The 19,565-nt window shown below is 65.3% G+C and carries 14 protein-coding genes, 1 tRNA gene and 1 pseudogene; 6 read left to right on the top strand and 10 right to left on the bottom strand.

Annotated features, from left to right (window positions below; translation table 11 throughout):
• Positions 1–29 precede the first annotated feature (29 nt).
• From VH88_RS12000 to VH88_RS11995, 3 genes and pseudogenes are all read left to right on the top strand, one after another.
• Positions 30–1,481 carry an oligogalacturonate lyase family protein gene (locus VH88_RS12000; RefSeq protein WP_045811460.1) on the top strand — a complete coding sequence of 484 codons (1,452 nt, stop codon included), beginning with the start codon at positions 30–32 and terminating at the stop codon, positions 1,479–1,481.
• Positions 1,482–1,822: 341 nt separating this feature from the next.
• Entirely contained in the window at positions 1,823–2,275 is a 453-nt protein-coding gene (locus VH88_RS15415) for a TonB-dependent receptor plug domain-containing protein (RefSeq protein WP_052689586.1), read from the top strand.
• Positions 2,276–2,287: 12 nt separating this feature from the next.
• Positions 2,288–4,444, top strand: a pseudogene (locus VH88_RS11995) (TonB-dependent receptor); the annotation flags it as partial.
• Positions 4,445–4,561: 117 nt separating this feature from the next.
• Here the strand turns inward: VH88_RS11995 and VH88_RS11990 are convergent.
• From VH88_RS11990 to uxaC, 3 genes are read right to left on the bottom strand one after another with little or no spacing between them, the layout of a single operon-like run.
• Entirely contained in the window at positions 4,562–6,061 is a 1,500-nt protein-coding gene (locus VH88_RS11990) for a UxaA family hydrolase (RefSeq protein ID WP_045811459.1), read from the bottom strand.
• A 4-nt stretch (positions 6,062–6,065) separates the two neighbouring features.
• Positions 6,066–7,535 (bottom strand): mannitol dehydrogenase family protein, encoded by a 1,470-nt coding sequence (locus tag VH88_RS11985; protein ID WP_045811458.1) that lies wholly within the window; start codon positions 7,533–7,535, stop codon positions 6,066–6,068.
• Positions 7,532–8,947, bottom strand: coding sequence for a glucuronate isomerase (gene uxaC / locus VH88_RS11980; RefSeq protein WP_045811457.1), 1,416 nt, complete (start codon positions 8,945–8,947; stop codon positions 7,532–7,534). Before uxaC ends, VH88_RS11985 begins: the two co-directional genes overlap by 4 nt.
• A gap of 211 nt (positions 8,948–9,158) precedes the next feature.
• On the opposite strand from uxaC, the gene VH88_RS11975 reads away from it, so the two are divergent.
• Positions 9,159–9,234 (top strand) — tRNA-Thr (locus tag VH88_RS11975).
• A gap of 21 nt (positions 9,235–9,255) precedes the next feature.
• A complete protein-coding gene (locus VH88_RS11970) occupies positions 9,256–9,882 on the top strand; it encodes a TetR/AcrR family transcriptional regulator (protein WP_045811456.1) in 627 nt (208 codons plus the stop codon).
• Here the strand turns inward: VH88_RS11970 and VH88_RS11965 are convergent.
• From VH88_RS11965 to VH88_RS11955, 3 genes are read right to left on the bottom strand one after another with little or no spacing between them, the layout of a single operon-like run.
• A complete protein-coding gene (locus VH88_RS11965) occupies positions 9,879–10,643 on the bottom strand; it encodes an A24 family peptidase (protein WP_045811455.1) in 765 nt (254 codons plus the stop codon). The two genes, VH88_RS11970 and VH88_RS11965, sit on opposite strands and share 4 nt — an antisense overlap.
• Positions 10,644–10,676: 33 nt before the next feature.
• A complete protein-coding gene (locus VH88_RS11960) occupies positions 10,677–12,545 on the bottom strand; it encodes a ferrous iron transporter B (protein WP_045811454.1) in 1,869 nt (622 codons plus the stop codon).
• Complete coding sequence (locus tag VH88_RS11955) at positions 12,545–12,811, bottom strand: FeoA domain-containing protein (protein WP_045811453.1); 267 nt, start codon at positions 12,809–12,811, stop codon at positions 12,545–12,547. The genes VH88_RS11960 and VH88_RS11955 overlap by 1 nt, the downstream gene beginning before the upstream one ends.
• A 151-nt stretch (positions 12,812–12,962) precedes the next feature.
• Between VH88_RS11955 and VH88_RS11950 the strand changes: the two genes are divergently transcribed.
• Entirely contained in the window at positions 12,963–13,466 is a 504-nt protein-coding gene (locus tag VH88_RS11950) for a cytochrome c family protein (protein WP_045811452.1), read from the top strand.
• A 4-nt stretch (positions 13,467–13,470) separates the two neighbouring features.
• On the opposite strand, the gene VH88_RS11945 is transcribed toward VH88_RS11950, so the two are convergent.
• The 4 genes from VH88_RS11945 to VH88_RS11930 all read right to left on the bottom strand — a co-directional run bounded on the left by VH88_RS11945 (position 13,471) and on the right by VH88_RS11930 (position 19,427).
• Positions 13,471–16,677 (bottom strand): efflux RND transporter permease subunit, encoded by a 3,207-nt coding sequence (locus VH88_RS11945; protein ID WP_045811491.1) that lies wholly within the window; start codon positions 16,675–16,677, stop codon positions 13,471–13,473.
• Positions 16,677–17,780 carry an efflux RND transporter periplasmic adaptor subunit gene (locus VH88_RS11940; protein WP_045811451.1) on the bottom strand — a complete coding sequence of 368 codons (1,104 nt, stop codon included), beginning with the start codon at positions 17,778–17,780 and terminating at the stop codon, positions 16,677–16,679. The genes VH88_RS11945 and VH88_RS11940 overlap by 1 nt, the downstream gene beginning before the upstream one ends.
• A gap of 112 nt (positions 17,781–17,892) precedes the next feature.
• The gene (locus VH88_RS11935) at positions 17,893–18,627 is read right to left on the bottom strand and encodes a hypothetical protein (protein ID WP_231576671.1); all 735 of its coding nucleotides are present in this window, start codon (positions 18,625–18,627) and stop codon (positions 17,893–17,895) included.
• Positions 18,628–18,662: 35 nt separating this feature from the next.
• Positions 18,663–19,427 (bottom strand): class II aldolase/adducin family protein, encoded by a 765-nt coding sequence (locus tag VH88_RS11930; RefSeq protein WP_045811489.1) that lies wholly within the window; start codon positions 19,425–19,427, stop codon positions 18,663–18,665.
• Between the last annotated feature and the right edge of the window lie 138 nt (positions 19,428–19,565).

Raw genomic sequence — 19,565 nt, 5'->3', positions numbered from 1 at the left:
TCCATAAAAAACCCGAGAGGACCGCCCCGATGACGACCTCGAGACGCACCGCCCTGAAGGCCCTGCTCAGCGCCCCAGCCGTCGGCGCCTTCGCCACGACGACCGTTCACGGGCAGGCCACACCGGCCGTCCTACCGGCGCCGGGACAGACCCCCGCCTGGCCCGCGCCCAACACCGCCCCGCCCTCGACTCAAGAGACGCCGGTCGAGCGGCCGCGCTGGGACGGCCCCGTGCCGACCGAGTGGGTCGATCCCAAGACCGGCCATCGCATCCGCCGCGTCTCGCCCGATGGCGGGGGCGGAAAGCCCTATTTCTACAAGAACATGTTCTTGCCCAAGAAGGTCGGGGCGCCCGACCTGATGGTCATCTCGACGCCTCAGGGCATCTCGACCGTCGATCTGGCGACCTGGGCCGTCGACGTTCTGGTCCCCGACCATGACGCCGACCTGATGTTCACGGGCCGCAAGGGGCGCAACGTCTATTATTCGGTGACCGCGCCTGGCGAAGGCCAGTTGATGGACCGCGCCAAGACCCTGTTCGTCATCGACGTCGACACCAAGCAGCGTCGCGAGATCGGCCGGATACCGAACGGTCAGATCAATTCGGTCAATGCCGATGAGAGCCTGCTCCTGGGCTTCGTGGCCTATGACAGCCAACCGCTCCAGCCGACCGTGCCCGATCCGCGCAACCGCCGCTTCGATCAGGCCGAATACGAAGCTGATGGGCCGGACGGAAAGCCGCTGAACTTCGCCCGCGCCAAGGGCGTGCGGATGCTTCAACGCTGGGCCGCGCGCTATCCGATGGAAATCTTCGTCATCGACCTGACGACGGGCGAGCGACGCGTGATCCACAAGACCAACGAATGGATCGGCCACACGCAGTTCTCGCCCACCGACCCCCAGCAGATCATCTTTTGCCATGAAGGGCCTTGGCACCGCGTGGATCGAATGTGGGCTATCCGCGCAGATGGCACGGGCCTGAGAAAGACCCATCAGCGGACGATGAACTTCGAGATCTTCGGCCACGAATGGTTCAGCCCGGACGGCAAACAGGTGCTCTATGACCTGCAAACCCCGCGCGGCCAGGTCTTCTGGGTCGCCTCGGTCGATCTGGAGACGGGCCGCCGGGTCTATCGTCGGGTCGAGCAGAATGACTGGTCGGTCCATTACAACGTCTCGCCGGACGGCCGTCTGTTCGCTGGCGACGGCGGCGACGGCGACATGGTCGCTCATGCGCCCGACGGTAAATGGCTCGTCCTGCTGCGCCCCGAACCGATCGTCGATGAAGATCCGTCCAGCGACAAGGACAACCAGATCTTCGTCGAATATCTGCGCTCCGAGCGGCTCGTGGATCTGTCCAACCACGACTACCGGCTTGAGCCGAATCTGACTTTCACGCCGGACGCAAAATGGATCGTCTTCGTGTCGAACATGCATGGCGCCAACCACGTCTATGCTGTTGAGATCGACCGTGGCGCTTAGAAACACCGCCAATCGCTCGGACCCTAAAGCCTGAGATGTCGAGGACTTATCGACGTACTCAGCGGAATCTCTCGTCCCAACATCACCTTGTTGCAAAATGCGGGAAGCTGTTGCAATAAGCGACACGTCGCCAATCCGAATATACGCGACAGCATGCCACAAAATGACACCGGTGCCAGATGGACGCCGGGATGGGGAGAGAACGAATGCGACGGATCAACACCCGGACTCTGTGCGCGGTTGGCGTATCCTTGGCGGCCCTGATGGGTGCGTCGGCGGCTGCGGCTCAAGCGGTTCCTGCCTCAGAACCCGTCACGCAAGACGCCGCCCAAGATGCAACCGTGGTCGATGAAATCGTCGTCACCGGCTTCCGGTCCAGTCTGCAACAGGCGCTGAACATCAAGCGCCGCGAAGCCGGAGCGGTGGACGCCATCCTGGCTGAAGACATGGCCGACTTCCCCGATCAGAACCTGGCCGAAGCGATCCAGCGCCTGCCCGGCGTGACCATCGACCGCGTCAACGGCCAGGGCACCACCATCTCGGTGCGTGGTTTGGGTTCCGACTTCACCCGCACCCGGATCAACGGCCTGGAAGCCCAGGCTGCGTCTGGCGGCAACCGCAACCGCAGCTTCGACTTCTCGATGTTCGCGTCCGAATTGTTCAACAGCATCAAGGTTCGCAAGACGCAATCGGCCGAGATCGAGGAGGGCTCGCTGGGCGCCACGGTCGATCTGCAGACGGGTCGCCCGCTGGACTTCGGCGGCAGCGGCCTAAACTCCGCCCTGTCTGTTTAGGGCTCGTACAATGATCTGTCTGAGAAGACGGTGCCGCGGCTCCCGGGTCTGCTCAGCTGGTCGAACGAGAACCGAACTTTCGGCGCCCTGGTGTCAATCGCCTATTCCGAGCGGTCGCCAATCCTGGGCAGCTTCAACACGACGCGTTGGCAAAAGGGCGACCCGTCAAACGTCAACGCCGCCGGCAATCCCTATGGGCGCGGCCAGAACTTCGGCGGCTGCATTCCCTGCACCACGACGGCGCAACGTGACGCCGTCCTGAACGCCTTCTATCCCCGCATCCCGCGCTACACCTTGGGCAATACTCAGGAAGACCGCCTGGGCATGACGGGCGCGCTGCAATGGCGGCCGAGCGACCGCACCGAGGCGGTGCTGGACGTCCTGTGGTCGCGCTTTAACTCGGAACTGGAAAGCCCAAACATCGAAGCCTGGTCGTTCAGTCGCGCCAACGTCAACAGCGTCGTCGTGCGCGATTATGCGATCGACGCCGACAAGAACAACCTGTCCTACGGCGTCTTCGACAACATGCTGGTTCGCGCCGAAAACGGCTTCACCCGCAACGAAAGCAACTTCTACCAAGCCTCTCTGAACGTCCGCCACGATTTCAGCGACCGCTTGCATGGCAATCTGAAGGTCGGCGCCAACCGATCCGAAGCCCGCACGCCGCTCAATGTCGCCTATGCTTTCGAGGCCGCGGGCGTAAACGGCTATACCTTCGACTTCCGTGAGGATGATCGACGGCCGCGCATCAACTACGGTTTTGACGTCACTTCGGGTCAACGCTTCACATTGGTCAATGCGACGCGCAGCAACGCCGGCGGCAACTTTGACAATAAGGTCGGCGCCGGCTCCTTGGCCTACGACTGGTCCGACTCCCTGACCTTCAAGATCGGCGGCGAGTATCGCACCTATGGGTTCGAAACCTTCGGCCTGACGCGGACCAAGACGTCTCCGACCGGCGCCGATCGGCTTACCGGGGTCGACAGCATCGGACGCGTCGTCAGCATCGGGGACGGTGTAAGCGCCGGCGCAGGTTCGGACCTCAGCTTCATCGTTCCGGACATTTCCAAGATTGCTGACTTCCTCAGCTTCTATGACGATCCCCTTGTCCCTAATCGCAGCGAGCGTGAAGTCGACGAAACGGATAAGGGCGTCTTCTTCCAGGCCGACTTCAATACGACTGTTGGAGGTATGGTCCTGCGCGGCAATGCGGGCATCCGCTATGCCCAGACTGAGGTCACGGCCAAAGGCTGGCAAACCATCGCCGTGGGGACGCCGCCGGTCACGACCTATGACTATGTCACGACCGATAACGACTACGAGGACGTCTTGCCATCCTTCAATCTGGCGCTGGAGCCGCGTGACGACGTCGTGATTCGCCTGGGCGCCGCCAAGGTGATGTCGCGTCCGACCCTCGGCGATCTGACCCCGGGCGGCAGCGTCTCACCGACAACCCGCACCGTCTCCTACGGAAACCCGCTTCTCGACCCGTTCCGCGCCACCAACTACGATTTCTCGGTCGAGTGGTATTTCCAGAATGAGGGTCTTTTGGCCGCCGCCGTCTTCTACAAGGACATCGACAGCTTCATCACATCGGAAACCGTCGGCACCCCCTACAACCAGCTGGGCCTGCCCAACGAACTGCTTCAGGGGGCTGCAAGCCCGACCGACATCTTCCAGGTCACGCGCCGCCTGAACGGCGAAGGCGGCGCGCTGAAGGGAATCGAAATCCAATATCAGCAACCCTTCTTCTTCCTGCCTGGCCTTTGGTCCAACTTCGGCTTCACCGGCAACGTCACCTGGGTTGATTCGGAAGTCAGCTACGGCACGGCCGGCAAGAACCGCCTGACGGGCCAGTCGAAGAACACCGCCAACGCGACCCTGTATTATGAGGATGGCCCGTTCCAGGCCCGCGTCTCGGTCGCACACCGCAGCCAGTATCTGCTGTCCTTCCCCGGCGCGAACGGCAACTCCGAAGAAGGCGTCAACGACACCACCAATGTCGATGCCTCCATGTCCTACGAGTTCACGCCGAACCTGACCTTCTCGCTTGAAGGCATCAATCTGACGGACGCCTATACCGACCGTTATGTCGACGTGACCAACCGCGTGTCCGACTACCGTCACACCGGCCGAGAGATCGCCGTGGGATTGCGCTGGAAGTATTGAGCTTCCCTCCCTGACGCCTCCAGCGTGACAAACTAAAGGCCCGGAGCGAACGGCTCCGGGCCTTCTTTTTACTCAGGCAAAAAGCGACGATTGAGGTTTTCGGATCCCTCGCCGCCTCTACAAATACGCTCCCACCTGCCAGGGCACGAACTCGTTGTCGCCGATGCCGAGGGCCTCGGATTTGGACGGCTCGCCTGACGCGACATCGAGCATTTTGCGGAAGATGACCTCGCCGACCTCGGCCAAGCTGGTCCCGGTCAGGACGGGCGAGGCGTCGATGTCCATGTCCTCATCCATCCAGTTCGCCAGCCTGGCGTTGGAGGCGACCTTGATCGACGGGGCGGGCTTGGCGCCGAAGACCGAGCCCCGGCCGGTGGTGAAGACGATCAGATTGGCGCCCGAGGCGATCTGGCCCGTGGCCGAGCACGGGTCGTAACCGGGGCTGTCCATGAAGCTGAGGCCCTTGGCCTGGATCGGTTCGGCGTATCCGATCACGTCGTTCAGCGGGCTCGAACCGGACTTGGCCACCGCACCTAGCGATTTCTCAAGAATGGTCGTCAGGCCGCCCTTCAGATTGCCGGGCGACGGATTGTTGTTCAGCTCCATCTGATGGCGGTCCGCATAGTCGCGCCACCATTCCAGGCGCGCGTTCAGCTTATCCGCCACATCCTGAGACGCCGCACGCCGCAGCAGCAGATGTTCCGCGCCCCAGATTTCAGGCGTTTCCGACAGCATGGCCGAGCCGCCGTGCGCGACCAGCACATCGACAGCCGCCCCAAGCGCCGGATTGGCGGTCACGCCGGACCAGCCGTCCGAACCCCCGCATTGCAGACCGACAGTCAGGTGAGATGCGGAAGCAGGTTGGCGCTGGACCTGCGCCGCCTCGGCGAGCAGATCGCGAACGATCTCGATCCCGGCGTCGATCGCACGAGCCGTGCCTCCGGCCTCCTGGATCGTCAGGGCGCGCAGTCGCGGGCCGGATTGAAGGCCTTCATTGGCGAGCCAGGCGGGAATCTGATTGGCTTCGCAACCCAGACCCACGATCAGGATGGAGTGGAAGTTCGGATGCTTTGCATAGCCCGCTAAAGTCCGCTGCAGCAGCGTCACGTCGCTGCTCAGCGACGAGCCGCCGCAACCTCCCTGATGGGTGAATGCGACCACGCCATCGACGCCCGCAGGCAGGCTGGAGTCCGGGAAGGCGTCGGCGATGCGGCGCGCCACGGTGGCTGAACAGTTCACGCTGGTCAGGACGCCGATATAGTTGCGTGTGCCGACGCGGCCGTCCGGGCGAACGATGCCGTTGAACGTCGCGCCAGACAACGGCGCCGGCGGACGCAAGTCGGCCCCGACCTCGGCTTCACGCCCATCCTCGGCCATGGCCAGATTATGAACGTGGACGTGATCGCCGGCCGCGATGGCGACCTTCGCGCGCCCAATCACCTGACCGTAGCGCCGGATTAGACCGCCCTTATCCACCGCATGACGGGCGATCTTGTGGCCGGTGGGGATGTCGGCGCACGCCGGCGCGTTCAGACCATCGGGCGTATCGCCGCTGGCGATGTCGTCCAAGGCGATGGCGACGTCGTCGGCGGGGTTCAGGATCAGGACGCGAGACATGGATTCACTCCGCGACCAGACGCGCGGCCTCGACGGCGCCGTTCCGGCTGAGCGACAGATAGGCTGACGTGACCGCTGCGGCGAACCGGTCGTCAGCGGCCAACGCGGGCGGGAAGACGGCCGACAGGCTCAGCAAGGCCGAAACGCGCGACTGATCAGTGTCGGCGCCGGCCAACAGTTCGGAGGTCTTGGCCGCCAGAGGATCGTCGACGACGACCTGCTCACCTGTTTCGGTTACGCCCGACTGCCACTTCATCCAGGCGGCGACGCCCAAGGCCATGGCCGGAATGTCCTGCCCGGCCGCCAAACGTTCGGCGGCGCCTGCCAGCAGGCGCTGAGGCAGTTTCTGCGAGCCGTCCATGGCGATCTGGCGCGTGCGGTGCATCAGGGCCGCATTGGAGAATCGGGCCATCAGCGCCTCGCGATAGGCGGGGATGTCCAGACCCGGCGGCGGATTCAGCGTGGTTTCGGCCTCGTCCCACAGAGCCTCGACATAGGCGCGGAAGCCGGGAACGGCCACGACTTCGTGGACATGCTCATAACCCGACAAAGCGCCCAGATAGGCGATGGCCGAGTGTGCGCCGTTCAGCAGGCGCAGCTTGGCGTCCTCCCACGGTTCGACCGCGTCGGTCAGTTGCACGCCGAGGGCGGCGAAGTCTGGCCGCTCGCCGGCGAACCAGTCCTCGATCACCCACTGGGTGAAGGGTTCGGCCTTGACCATGCCCCGGTCCTCGACTCCGAGACGCGCGGTCAGGCGGACGATGTCGTCGGAGGTGGTCGCCGGGACAATTCGATCGATCATCGTCTGGGGGAAGGCACCCTCGGCCTCGATCCAGTCCGCCAGCGACGGATCGATCCGGCGCGCCATGGCGATGACCCCGGCAAGGATACGCTTGCCGTTGTGGGGAAGGTTGTCGCAACTGATGACGGTGAAGGGCTTCCGCCCCGCCGCCCTTCGCGCCTGCAACGCCGCGACGATGAATCCAGGCGCGGTACGGGGCGCGGCGATATCAACCAGATCGGCCGCGACATCAGCGTCGCTCAAAAGCAGGTCGCCGGTCGCCGGATCGAGGCGATAGCCCTTTTCCGTCACGGTCAGGGTGACGATATGGACATCGGCGTCGGCCATGGCGGCGACCAGAGCGGCGGGATCATCCGGCCCGACCATCACGCCGGCGCAGGCGCCGATCACCCGCAGATGCTCGTCCGATCCGTCACGCACGACCAGGGTGTACAACCCGTCCTGCGGGTTCAGCTGATCGCGCACGCCGGGCGATCGCAGCGAGGCGCCCAGCACGCCCCAGCGCGGATCGCCTCGCCTGATCGCATCGTCGAACACGACCGCCTGGTGGGCGCGGTGGAAGGCGCCGATGCCCAGATGGACGACACCGGTCTTCACTTCGTCGCGGTCGTAGCCGGGGACGGCGACGTCGGCGGGCAGTCCCTTCAGGGCGGCTGGATTCAGTCTGCTCACAGCTTGTACGCCGCCTTGACCAGGCCATAGGTCAGGGCGTGGGCCAATTCGTGCGCCTCGTCCTCCTCCATCCGGTGCTCGACCACCAGCTTGGCCAGGAAGCCGCAATCCATGCGCCGCGCCACGTCGTGACGCGCGGGAATGGACAGGAAGGCGCGGGTGTCGTCGTTGAAGCCGACCGTATTGTAGAAGCCGGCCGTTTCGGTGACCTGTTCGCGGAAGCGACGCATCCCCTCGGGGCTGTCGTGGAACCACCAGCTGGGCCCCAACTTCAGCGCCGGATAGTGGCCGGCGAGCGGCGCAAGTTCGCGGCTATATGTGGTCTCGTCCAAGGTGAACAGGATCAAAGACAGACGGCTGTCCGAGCCGAACCGATCCAGCAACGGCTTCAGCGCCCGGACGTAATCGGTCGGGGTCGGGATATCGCAGCCCTTGTCACGGCCGAAGCGGTTGAAGACGGTGGCGGAATGGTTGCGGAAGCTGCCGGGGTGAAGCTGCATCACCAGACCATCCTCGACCGACATGGCGGCCATTTCGGTCAGCATCTGGCCGCGGAACAGTTCGGCGTCGGCGGCGCTGGCGGCGGCGGTCGAGACACGCCGGAACAGGGCCTCGGCTTCGGCCTTGGGCAGATCGGCGGTGAAGGCGGTCGGATGGCCGTGATCGGTCGAGGTGGCGCCCATTTCGATGAAGAAGGCCCGGCGATCGCGCAGGGCCTGCAGGTATCCGTCCCAGTTCAGCGTATCGCGGCCGGTCTGCTCGGCCAGGATTTTCAGATTGTCGCGGAAGCCCTCATAGCCGGGATCCAGAACCGGATCCGGGCGATAGGCGGTCAGCACCCTTCCCTTCCAGCCCGAGGCCGCAATGGTCCTGTGATGCTCCAGCGTGTCCAGCGGGCTCTCGGTCGTGGTCAGGACTTCGATATTGTAGCGGTCGAACAGGGCGCGCGGCCTGAAGGCGTCGGTCTTCAGGGCCGCATCGATCACGTCGTAATAGTGATCCGCCGTCTCGGCCGACAGCCGCACGTCGATGCCGAAGGCCTCGGCATAGACCCAGTCGTGCCACATCCGCGAAGGCGTCCCTCGGAACAGGTGATAGTTCTCGGCGAAGCGCCGCCAGATCTTGCGCGGATCGGTCTCGACCGGCCCGCCATCGGCGCGCGGCACGCCCAGATCCTCCATCGCCATGCCCTGCGAGTGCAGCATGCGGAAGACGTAGTGGTCGGGCGTGATCAGAAGTTCGGCCGGATTGGCGAAGGGTTCATTCAACGCAAACCAGCTCGGGTCCGTATGACCATGCGGGCTGATGATCGGCAGCCCCTTGATCTCACCATACAGACGACGCGCGATCGCCCGGGTGTCGGCTTCCGCCGGAAACAGGCGATCGAGGTTCAGTTTGAGCGGATGAACCATAGCGTTCCTCATGGCCTCGTGGCGGAGGCTTGGTTCGCCTCTCGATCTTGATCCAACAAACCTACAACATGCGCCGCAAAAAGACACCGATTACCTTCATCGAGCCTCAGCTTGTTATTGGGCGTCGTACGTCGGATTTTTCGCAAGCCTGCGCTGGCGCCTTGCGTCCGGGCGCGAGGCTGGACATAAGGGCCGCTCACCGCCCGTGCGGGCCGGCTTAGCTCAGTTGGTAGAGCGCCAGTTTTGTAAACTGGATGTCGCGGGTTCGATTCCTGCAGCCGGCACCACGCCTTTCGACCATCGGGGACATGGCCGACACCACCAACAAGCTGGGCCACAAGATCGGTGCGCGAGGCGGCAGAACCCGCCAGGCGATCCTCGACGCAACCCAACGCCTGTTGAACGAGCGGCATTACGGGGAAATCCGCGTCGCCGATCTGGCCTTGGCCGCCGGTGTATCGCCTTCCAACTTCTACACCTATTTCAAGACGGTCGAAGAACCTGTTCTGGCGTTGTGCAAGGTCGCCGCGACGGATTTCCAGGGGCTGGCGGCGCATTTCCAGGCCGACTGGCCGGGCGACAAGGCCTTCGTCATCGCGCGCGCCTTCATTCTGGACGTGATGGCCATCTGGCGCAGCCACGGTCAGGTGCTGCGTGTCGAACATATGCTGGCCGACAATGGCGACGCCGCCTTCGTCGAAAGCCGGGTGCGCCGTTTGCGGCGGTTGCACCTGTCGATCGAACGGCGCGTGGCCCAGGCCCACGCCAGCGGCCTGCATCCCAAGGATTACAATCCGCGTCTGGCGTCCTACCAGATCGCCTCCATCGCCGAATCGACGGCGGCCAGTTTCGATCTGTTGCGGCGGGCCGATACGCCAGAGGCCATTCTGGACACGGCGGCCATCATTATCGTGAAGCTGACGACCGGACGTTAGAGGCCCAACGGTCCATAAAGCCACGTCAACCAGATCCCGACGGCCAGGAAGACGCCGAAGGGCAGCTTCTCCGATCCGCTGACGCTGCGCCGGACCACCAAAATACCGAAGACGAGACTGAGCCCGACCGCGCAGGCCCACAGCAGTACGCTGGGCAGGCCCATCCAGCCGACCCAGGCCCCTGCCCCTGCGAACAGGAAGGGGTCGCCTCCCCCAAGCCCCTGGCGCTTACGGACGAGTTGGTAGAACCAGCCGACCACCCAAAGTCCGCCAAAACCGACCGCCGCGCCAATCAGATGGGAAAAGCCGAGGCCCCAATCCAGAATCAGCGCGACCGTGACGCCGGTCGAGATCAAGGGCAGCGTCAGACTATCCGGCAGCCAGAAGTGTTTACCATCGACGATGGCGATCAGCAACAGCTGCCAACCCAGAACGGCCGTGGCGGCGATCATGAATGACGAGGCGGCGCCTGTCGCGCCCCACACCCCGGCCCAGATGCCGACGCCGGCCGAAGCTAACTCGATCAGCGGATAACGCGGCGAAATCCGCGTGTGGCATCGCGCGCACCGCCCGCGCAAACCAAGCCAGCTGAAGACCGGCACAAGCTCCCAGGAACGTAGTGTCTGATCGCAGCCCCGGCATCGCGAGCGGGCGACGACGATATCCTCGTCACGCGGCAGGCGAACGCTGACGGCGGCGATGAAACTGCCGACGATCAGGCCCAGCCCGCCCATGACGGCGGCGGCGAGTACAGGATTCATCAGGACGTCCCGAAGGCGGCGAACCGGCTTGGCTTAGCCGCCTCCGAGCGCCACCGCCACATGATAGGTCACCAGCGACGCCAGATAGGCCAGACCGAACATGTAGCCGATCATGATCCAGGTCCATTTCAGCGAGTTGGTCTCGCGCCGCACGACGCCCAGGGTCGCCACGCACTGGGGCGCAAAGATGTACCAGGCCAGGAAGGACAGGGCCGTCGCCAGCGACCAGTGCGACGCCAGGGTCGAGGCCAGAAGGCCCGTCGCATTTTCGGCGTCAGCGATGGCGTAGGTCGTGCCCAGCGCCGCCACTGCGACCTCACGCGCCGCCATGCCGGGGATCAAGGCGATCACCATCTGCCAGTTGAAGCCGATGGGCGCGAAGATCGGCTCCAGAGCGCGGCCGATCATGCCCGCGAACGAATAGTCGATGGCCGGCAGAGTCGCGTTCTCCGGCGGATAGGGGAAGGTCGCCAGCACCCACAAGATGATCACCAACGGCAGGATGATGCGGCCCGCGCGGTTCAGGAAGATCTTGGCCCGGAGCCACAGATTGAAGCCGACGCTGCGCAGGTCCGGCGTCTTGTAGGCCGGAAGCTCCATCATGAAGGGCTCGACCGCCCCTCGCCAGAACACTTTGCGGATCAGCAGGGAGACGATCAGGGCGCTGACGATGCCGGCGGCGTAGAGGCCGAACATCACAAGCCCCTGCAGATTGGCGAAGCCCCAGACCGTCTCATTCGGAATGAAGGCGGCGATGATCAGCGTATAGACCGGGATGCGCGCTGAGCAGGTCATCAGCGGGGCGACCAGGATGGTGGTCAGGCGGTCGCGTCGCGAATCGATCACCCGCGCCGCCATGACGCCGGGAATGGCGCAGGCGAAACTGGACAGCAGCGGGATGAAGGCCCGGCCGTGCAGCCCCGCCCCGCCCATGATCTTGTCCATCAGGAAGGCCGCGCGGGCCATATAGCCGAAGTCTTCCAGCGCGATGATGAACAGGAACAGGATCAGAATCTGCGGCAGGAACACCAGCACGCTGCCGACGCCGGAAATGATCCCGTCAACGATCAGGCTTTGCAGCAGACCGTCAGGCAGGACGTTGGCGACCAAGCCGCCCAACCAGGCGATGCCGGCCTCAATCCCGTCCATTAAGGGCGCGGCCCAGCTGAACACGGCCTGGAACATCACGAACAGCAGGGCGAACAGGATCAGCAGCCCGCCGACCGGATGCAGCAGCACTGAGTCGATCCTGCCGGTCAGGGTGTCGGGCCGCTCGGGAGGTCGGACGCAGACCTTCATGATACGCTCGGCCTCGCGGGCGGCGGCTCGTAGCTCGGCGGCGTCCGGACTGCGCCATTGGCTTTCCGTCACGGCGGCGACGGCAGCCTGGTCCTCGATGGCGGCGACCAGATCGTCGATCCCGCGCTTGCGCGTGGCCACTGTGGTGATGATCGGCACGCCCAGTTCGGCGCGCAGTCGCTCTAGGTCGATGCGCAGGCCCTGGCGCTGGGCGATGTCGTACATGTTCAACGCCAAAACCATCGGCCGACCGACGGCCTTCAGCTCCAGAATCAGGCGCAGGACCAGGCGCAGATTGGTGGCGTCGGCGACGCAGACCACCACGTCGGGCGGCGTCTCGCCGACCAATCGCCCCAGAACGGCGTCGCGCGTGACCTCCTCATCCGGGCTGCGGGCGCGCAGGGAATAGGTGCCGGGCAGGTCCAGCACCGACATCGTGCGGCCCGAGGCGGCGCGGATCAGGCCTTCCTTACGCTCCACCGTCACGCCGGCGTAGTTGGCGACCTTCTGGTGGGCGCCGGTCAGGGCGTTGAACAGAGCCGTCTTGCCACTATTGGGATTGCCGACCAGCGCGACACGAGCCGTCTTCAGCGCAATGTCCATCAGGCGGCGCCCAGCCGGATCGACAGACTTTCCGCCTCATGACGACGCAGGGCTACGCGCATGTCGTCCACCTTCATGGCGATCGGGTCGCGTCCGAACAGACCTTCGTGCAGCAGTTCGATCTGCGCGCCTTCGACAAAGCCCAGTTCCAGCAGGCGGCGTTCCAGCTCGACCGCCTCGCTCTGATGGTGACAATGGGCGCCCACCTTAACGATGACGCCGCGATTGCCGCGTCGGGCCTGGCTCAACTTGATGGTGTCGGTCAATTCTACGCTCGCACGGGCGAGGCCGCTCCCCCACGGCTCCGCGTTTCTTTGACACTGATTATCAGGTGCGAGGGGGCTACGTCCAGCAGGACAGCTTGACCAATTGCCGCGCCGATGCGTTGCGCTATCACAAGGCAAACAGGAAGCCGCAATGACACGCCACGCCCTCGTCGCCCCCCTTCTTCTGGCCCCGCTTTTGACCCTGGCAGCCTGTGGTCAGGACGAGCCGTCCGCAACCACGCCTGCCGCGCCGGCTCATGTACTGACGGATGCGGAAAAGGCGACCCTGCTGGCATCCCTGCCCGCCCCCTACAATGCGGGCGATCTCGAGAACGGGCGTCGGGCGTTTGCGCGCTGTCGCGCCTGCCACACCATCGGCGAAGGCGGCCCCGACATGGCGGGGCCGAACTTGTACGGGGTGTTCGGCCGCAAGGCGGGCGATCGCCCGCGCTACAACTATTCAAACGCCATGCGTACGGCGACCTTCACCTGGGACGCCGAGAAGCTGGATCACTGGCTGGAAAACCCGCGCACCTTCCTGCCCGGCAACAAGATGACCTTCCCCGGTCTGCCCGACGCCACGGATCGCCGCGACGTCATCGCCTTCCTGAAGGTGGAGACGGGCTACAAGCCGGAGCCTGCGCCCGCCGCCTGATCGGTCAGGCCTCGGGCAGTTCCCTGGGGCCGCCTTCGCGCAGTTCCTGGGCTTCCCACTCCTCGATCTTGCGGGCGGTCCATTCCGGCGACTTGGTGAAGCGCGCCAAGACGCCATAGATCACCGGCACGACGAACAGGGTCAGGACGGTGGCGAAGATGGCGCCGGTGAAGATCACCACCCCGATCGTCTGACGGCTGCCGGCGCCGGCGCCTTGCCACAGCACCAGCGGCAGGGCGCCGAAGGCGGTTGCGATCGAGGTCATGATAATCGGACGTAGACGCAAGGATGACGACTCGATGATCGCCTCCCGGATCGACCGCCCCTGGTCGCGCAGCTGATTGGCGAACTCGACGATCAGAATGCCGTTCTTGGCCGCCACCCCGATCAGGATGATCAGGCCAATCTGGCTGTAGATGTTCAGGCTGGAGCCCGCCATCAGCAGGCCGAACAGACCGCCCGCCGCCGCCAGCGGCACCGTCAGCATGATGACCGCAGGCGTGATCCAGCTTTCGAACTGGGCCGCCAGAACCAGGAAGACGAGCAACAGCGCCAGACCGAACGCCGCGAACACCGCCCCGCCCGCCTCCTGCTGATCGCGCGCCGCCCCGCCCCACTGGGTGACAACGGCCCCTTGCGGCTGCTTGGCCGCCTCGGCGTTCAGGAACTGCACGGCATCGTCGATCGTGGTGCCGGGGTTGAGGTCGGCCTGAAGGGAGATCGCGCGCTGTCGATCCAGACGGCGACGGTCCGGCGTGTCGCCGCTGGTCTTGGTCGTGACCACGGCCGACAGCGGCACCAGTTGGCCGCCCCCGGTTGCAACATACAGGGCTTCCAGGTCGGCGACCTCGCGACGGTTGTCGCGCTCGGTCTGCAGGATGACATCGTATTCCTGACCGCCCTTGATGTAGGTCGTGGCGCGGCGAGAGCCGAACATGGTCTCCAGAGTGCGGCCAATGGACTGAGACGAAACGCCCAGCGCGGCGGCCTTCTGTGGATCGACATCGACCAGCAGACGCGGGGAGTTCGGCTCATAGTTCAGGCGTGGACGCGAGAAGCCGGGATTGGCTTGGGCCGCAGCCAGCATGGGCTGAAGCCAGGCGTAGATCTGCTGATAGTCGCTGCCGGTCGCGATCAGCTCGATGGAGTTGGAATTGCCGCCGCCGCGCTGGAAGGCGCCGGGGGTCGAGGCGTTGACCTGGGCGCCCGTCTGGCCGCGCAGTTTGCCGTTCAATTCCTGAGCGATCTCGGCCGCCGAGCGGTCGCGCTTGGACCAGTCGGCGAGCGTGAGGACCGCATTGCCCGAGTTGAAGCTGCCGCCGCCGAAGCCGGGCGCGGACACCAGATAGCTGTCGGCCTCGCCGCTGGTCTTGTATTCGGCCAGCAGAGGCTCCAGCCCCAGCATGATCTTGCGCGTGTAGTCAAAGCCCGCGCCTTCGGGTCCGGCGACGCGCACCGTGACCCGGCCGCGATCCTCGTCCGGCACCAGTTCGTTGGGCAGGGTCAGGAAGATGCCGCCCGCCCCCGCGGCGACCAGCAGGATCAGGGCGCCGACGCCGATCACGGCGATGCGACGGCCCAACAGCATGTCCAGCGACCGGCCATAGGACGACTTCAGCCGATCCATGCCCCAGTCGACCTTGCGCGCCACCCAGCCGCCGCCATGGGCGGGTCGCAGAATCTTGGACGCCAGCATCGGCGACAGGCTGAGCGCCAGGAAGGCGGAAAAGGCCACGGCCGCCGCGATCGCCGCGGCCAGTTCGACGAACAGACGTCCGACATAGCCCGGCAGGAACAGCAGCGGCGCAAACACTGACAGCAGGACGATGGTCGTGGCCACGACCGCGAAGAAGACCTGGCGCGCGCCACGCTCGGCGGCGACCAGCGGCGGCTCGCCGTGGTCCAGACGGCGTTGGATGTTCTCGACCACCACGATGGCGTCATCGACCACGAGGCCGATGGCCAAAACCAGTGCCAGCAAGGTCAGCAGGTTCAGCGAGAAGCCCAACGGCGCCAGGACGATGAAGGTCGCCAGCAGACAGATCGGCGCCACGATGGACGGGATCAGCGCGGCCCGCAGGCTGCCCAGGAAGATGAAGTTCACCAGGGCCACCAGCGCCATGGAGATGCCGATGGTGATCCAGACCTCGTCGATGGCGTGAGAGGTGAAGACCGAGTTGTCGGATCCGACCTCGATGGTCACGCCCGGCGGCAAGGTCGGCCGGATTTCCTCGATCATCTTGTGGACACCGTCCGAGATGGCGAGGTCGTTGGATTGCGCCTGACGGGTCACGGCCAAGCCGATCTGGTCCATGCCGTTGCCGCGGAACAGACGACGATCTTCTTCCGGCGCCTCCTCGACGCGGGCGATGTCGCCCAGGCGCGTCACATAGGTGGGCTGCCCCTGGATGATGGCCGACGATCCGCTGCCCGTTCCTGTGGCGACTGTCGCCGAGGTCGAGGCCGAGCCGCGCGTGCCGATGGGCAGTTGGCGGAAGTCCTCCGGCAGGGCGTAGGTGCGCGCCACGCGGACGGTGTAGTCCTTGTCCGTCGATTCCAGCGACCCGGCGGGCAGTTCGACGTTCTGGTTCGTCACGGCCGTCTCGACGTCGTTGACCGTCAGGCCCCGCGCCGCCATGGCGGCGGAATCCAGCCAGATGCGCATCGAGTAGCGCTGCTCGCCATAGATGTTGACCTGGGCCACGCCGGGCACCGTCGCCATCCGGTCGATCAGATAGCGGTCCGCGTAATCGGTCAGCTGAAGCCGGTTCATGCTGGTCGAGCGCAGGAAGACGATGATGATCGGCTGGCTGTCGGAATCGGCCTTGGCCACCTCGGGCGGGTCGGCTTGGTCCGGCAGGCGGCCGACCACGCGGCTGACGCGGTCGCGTACGTCGTTGGCGGCATCATCGATATTACGGTCCAGCGAGAACTCGATGTTCACGTTGGAGCGCCCGTCGCGGCTGGTCGAGTTGATGCGCTCGACGCCCTGGATGCCGGCGATCTGCTGCTCCACCGGCTCGGTGATGCGGCTCTCGATGACCTCGGCCGAGGCGCCGGCGTAGCTGGTGTTGACCGACACGATGGGCGGATCGACGTCCGGCAGTTCGCGCACGGGCAGGAAGAAGAAGGCCGCGGCGCCGATGACGCACAGCACGATGGCCGCGACGGCCGCGAAGACGGGCCGCCGGACCGAGACGTCGGACAGCATCATTTGGCGGCGCCCGACTTGCGACCCTGGCCGCCCACGCTGACTGGCGCGCCCGGCTGAATGCGGTTCAGGCCCGATCCGACGATGCGGTCGCCGGCCTCTATGCCGGACAGGATTTCAACAAAGCCGTTCTCGACGGCCCCGGTCTCGACCTCGACCCGCTGGGCGGTGGAGCCGTTCTGGCCGGGCGCGATGCGATAGACGAAGGCGCCGGCGCCTTCATATTGCACGGCCGACTCGGGCACGGCGGCGCTCTGACGCTGGCCCTGCTGGACCGCCACACGCATCAACATGCCGGGACGGATGCGACCGCCGGGGTTGGGGAACTCCGCGCGCGCGGTTGCGGCGCGGGTCGTTTCGTTGACGCGCGTGTCGATCAAGGCGATCCGGCCCGTGAACGGCTCGTCGCCATACGCGTCTGCCGTCGCCGTCAACTGTGCGCCGGGACGCAGCAGGTTCAGATAGCGCTCCGGCAGGGGGAAATCGACGCGGATCGTCGAGGTGTCGTCCAGCGTCGTGATCACCGCGCCCGGGTTGATCAGCGTGCCGGGCGTCACCGTGGTCAGACCGACACGACCGGAGAAGGGCGCACGGATCACCCGGTCGCCGCGACGCGCCTGGGCCGCCTGCAGCGACGCCTGGGCGGTTTCGAGCGCGGTCTCGGCCTGTTCCAGCATGACCTGGGGCGCGACGCCCCGGTCGGCCAAAGCCTTATAGCGATCGTATTCACGCTGGGCCTGATTGACGTTGGCGCGGGCCTCGATGATGGCCGCGTCTTCCTCGCGCGCCTGAAGCTCGACCAAAGGCGCACCGGCCGAGACATATTGGCCGTCCGCGAACAGGACGCGGGTGATCAGTTCGGTGGTCGAAGAGGTGACGTTCACCGAGCGCTCGCCGCGCGCCACGCCCAGAACGCGAATTTGGTCCGAGAACGGTCGCTGCGCCACCACGGCCTCGGACACCTGCTGCGCCCCGCGTCCGCGACCGCCGCCCGGCCCTGCCGCCTTCTTTTCATCTCCCGCGGAGACTTTGACGATGGCGGCGACGACCATCAGGACAAGCAGGACAGCGGCGGCGACGAGGAAGAAGTGACGTTTGATCACGCGGGGGTCTCTCGGTCAGGGGGACGCCGCATGCATTACCGGGTAATGAAGTGCGCGCAATGTTACGTATCAGTAACGTGCCGGATCACATTTTCCGTCGCAGAAATCTTCCCTAAAATCTCCGCCAGATCGCAAGAACGGGCCCGCGGCTGATGGGGATCTCCTGGCCTGCGACGGTTTGTCTCCATCCGGCCTGCATGCTCCACACACCGAAATCGCGCACGACCGAGGCTTCCAGCGACAGCCAACGCGCGCCGCCGTCGGCCGCGCCGCCGAACGCCTGACCCAGCACCATCCAATCTTCGCCGATCCGGGCGCCCGCCGTGGCGTCGATGCGGGTTTCATCCGGCAGGCCGTCGCGAAGACGGCGTGCGGCCTGAAGCTCGACGAATGCGCCGTCCATTCCCCAGCGCTCGCCCATGTCGCCAAGGGACCGGCCGACCGACACGCGCGCCTCCCAATCGTGATCGCCGACGCCCGGCGCTGCATAGCCGGCGTTGCGCCCCTCCCCAGCTTGGGTATAGCCGCCGTAAAGGCTGACGGCGTTCCGGTCGTCGCGCCAGACCTGCCAGGTCGCACCGATCTCGACGGGGCCGCGCCCACTGTAATCGACGAAGGCGTCCTCACTGTCCTGCCAATCCGCCTTCAGCTGAAGCGTCAGCCGATCCGACACGCCGTATTCGGCGAACAGACCCAAGGTCGCGTCGCGCCGCTGGCCAGGCAGATCACGCTCCTCGCCAGCAGCGTCGAAGCCCGTGTCGGCGCTCAGCCGCTCGTATTTGACGATGGCCTGGCCCTTGCCCTTCGGCTGGATCCAGGCGCCGGCGAGAGCTTGGGTCGGCGTCAACGCCGCGAGGACCAGCACCCCCGCGAAAACGGCACCTAGGCGTCGTAGCCCGGCGACTTGCGGTCCAGTTGGCGCAGCGCGCCCGGCCAGGCCAGCGAAGAGATGAAGCCGATGCCGCGCCCCTGCTCCTTGGTCTCGGCCTGCGCTTCGTCCGGCGCCAACAAGATGTGCTCGCGCCCGCCAGAAAGGGCCGCGACCTGCTGCGCGCAGGCCCTCTCCAGGAAGAAGATGCCGATCCATGCCTGAGCCGCCGTTTCCCCGACCGCCAGCGTGCCGTGGTTTCGCAGCAGCATTAGCGGTTTGTCCCCCAGGTCGGCGACCAGACGTTCGCGTTCGTCGTGGTTCAGGGCCAACCCCTCATACCCATGATACGCAACCTGATGCTGTAGTAAACATGCGTTCTGACTGACGGGCAGCAGCCCTTCGGCCTGAGCGGCGACGCCCACGCCGTTCACAGTATGCAGATGGATGACGAACTTGGCGTCCTCGCGCGCGGCATGGACGGCCGAGTGGATGGTGAAGCCCGCCGGATTGATGAAATAGGGCGTGTCCTGGACGATGTTCCCTTCCAGATCGACCTTCACCAGCGACGAGGCCGTGATCTCGTCGAAGTAGAAGCCGTAGGGATTGATCAGGAAATGATGCTCCGGGCCCGGCACGCGCGCCGAGATATGGGTGAAGATCATGTCATCCCAGCAATGCAGCGCGACGAGCCGATAGAGAGCCGCCAGCTCGACACGGACCTGCCATTCGGCCTCGGACACGCGCGACTTGATCGAGGGACTGGTGCCGTCCGCCATGATTTCCTCCTGCCTCTGGATGGGCTTTTGCAAACCGTCACCCCGCGAAGTCGCGTCGTCAAGCCGACAAGGGCGTCGTTGACGTGACGTCACCCCCACGGCGGTCTTGCTTAACCCGGTCTTCATGACGCAAGCATA

It is taken from the genome of Brevundimonas sp. KM4 (assembly GCF_000964075.1).
GTDB classification, from domain to species: Bacteria; Pseudomonadota; Alphaproteobacteria; order Caulobacterales; family Caulobacteraceae; genus Brevundimonas; species Brevundimonas huaxiensis.
The sequence above is the reverse complement of the archived record's forward strand: the minus strand, read 5'-3'. Positions and strand labels throughout refer to the sequence as shown.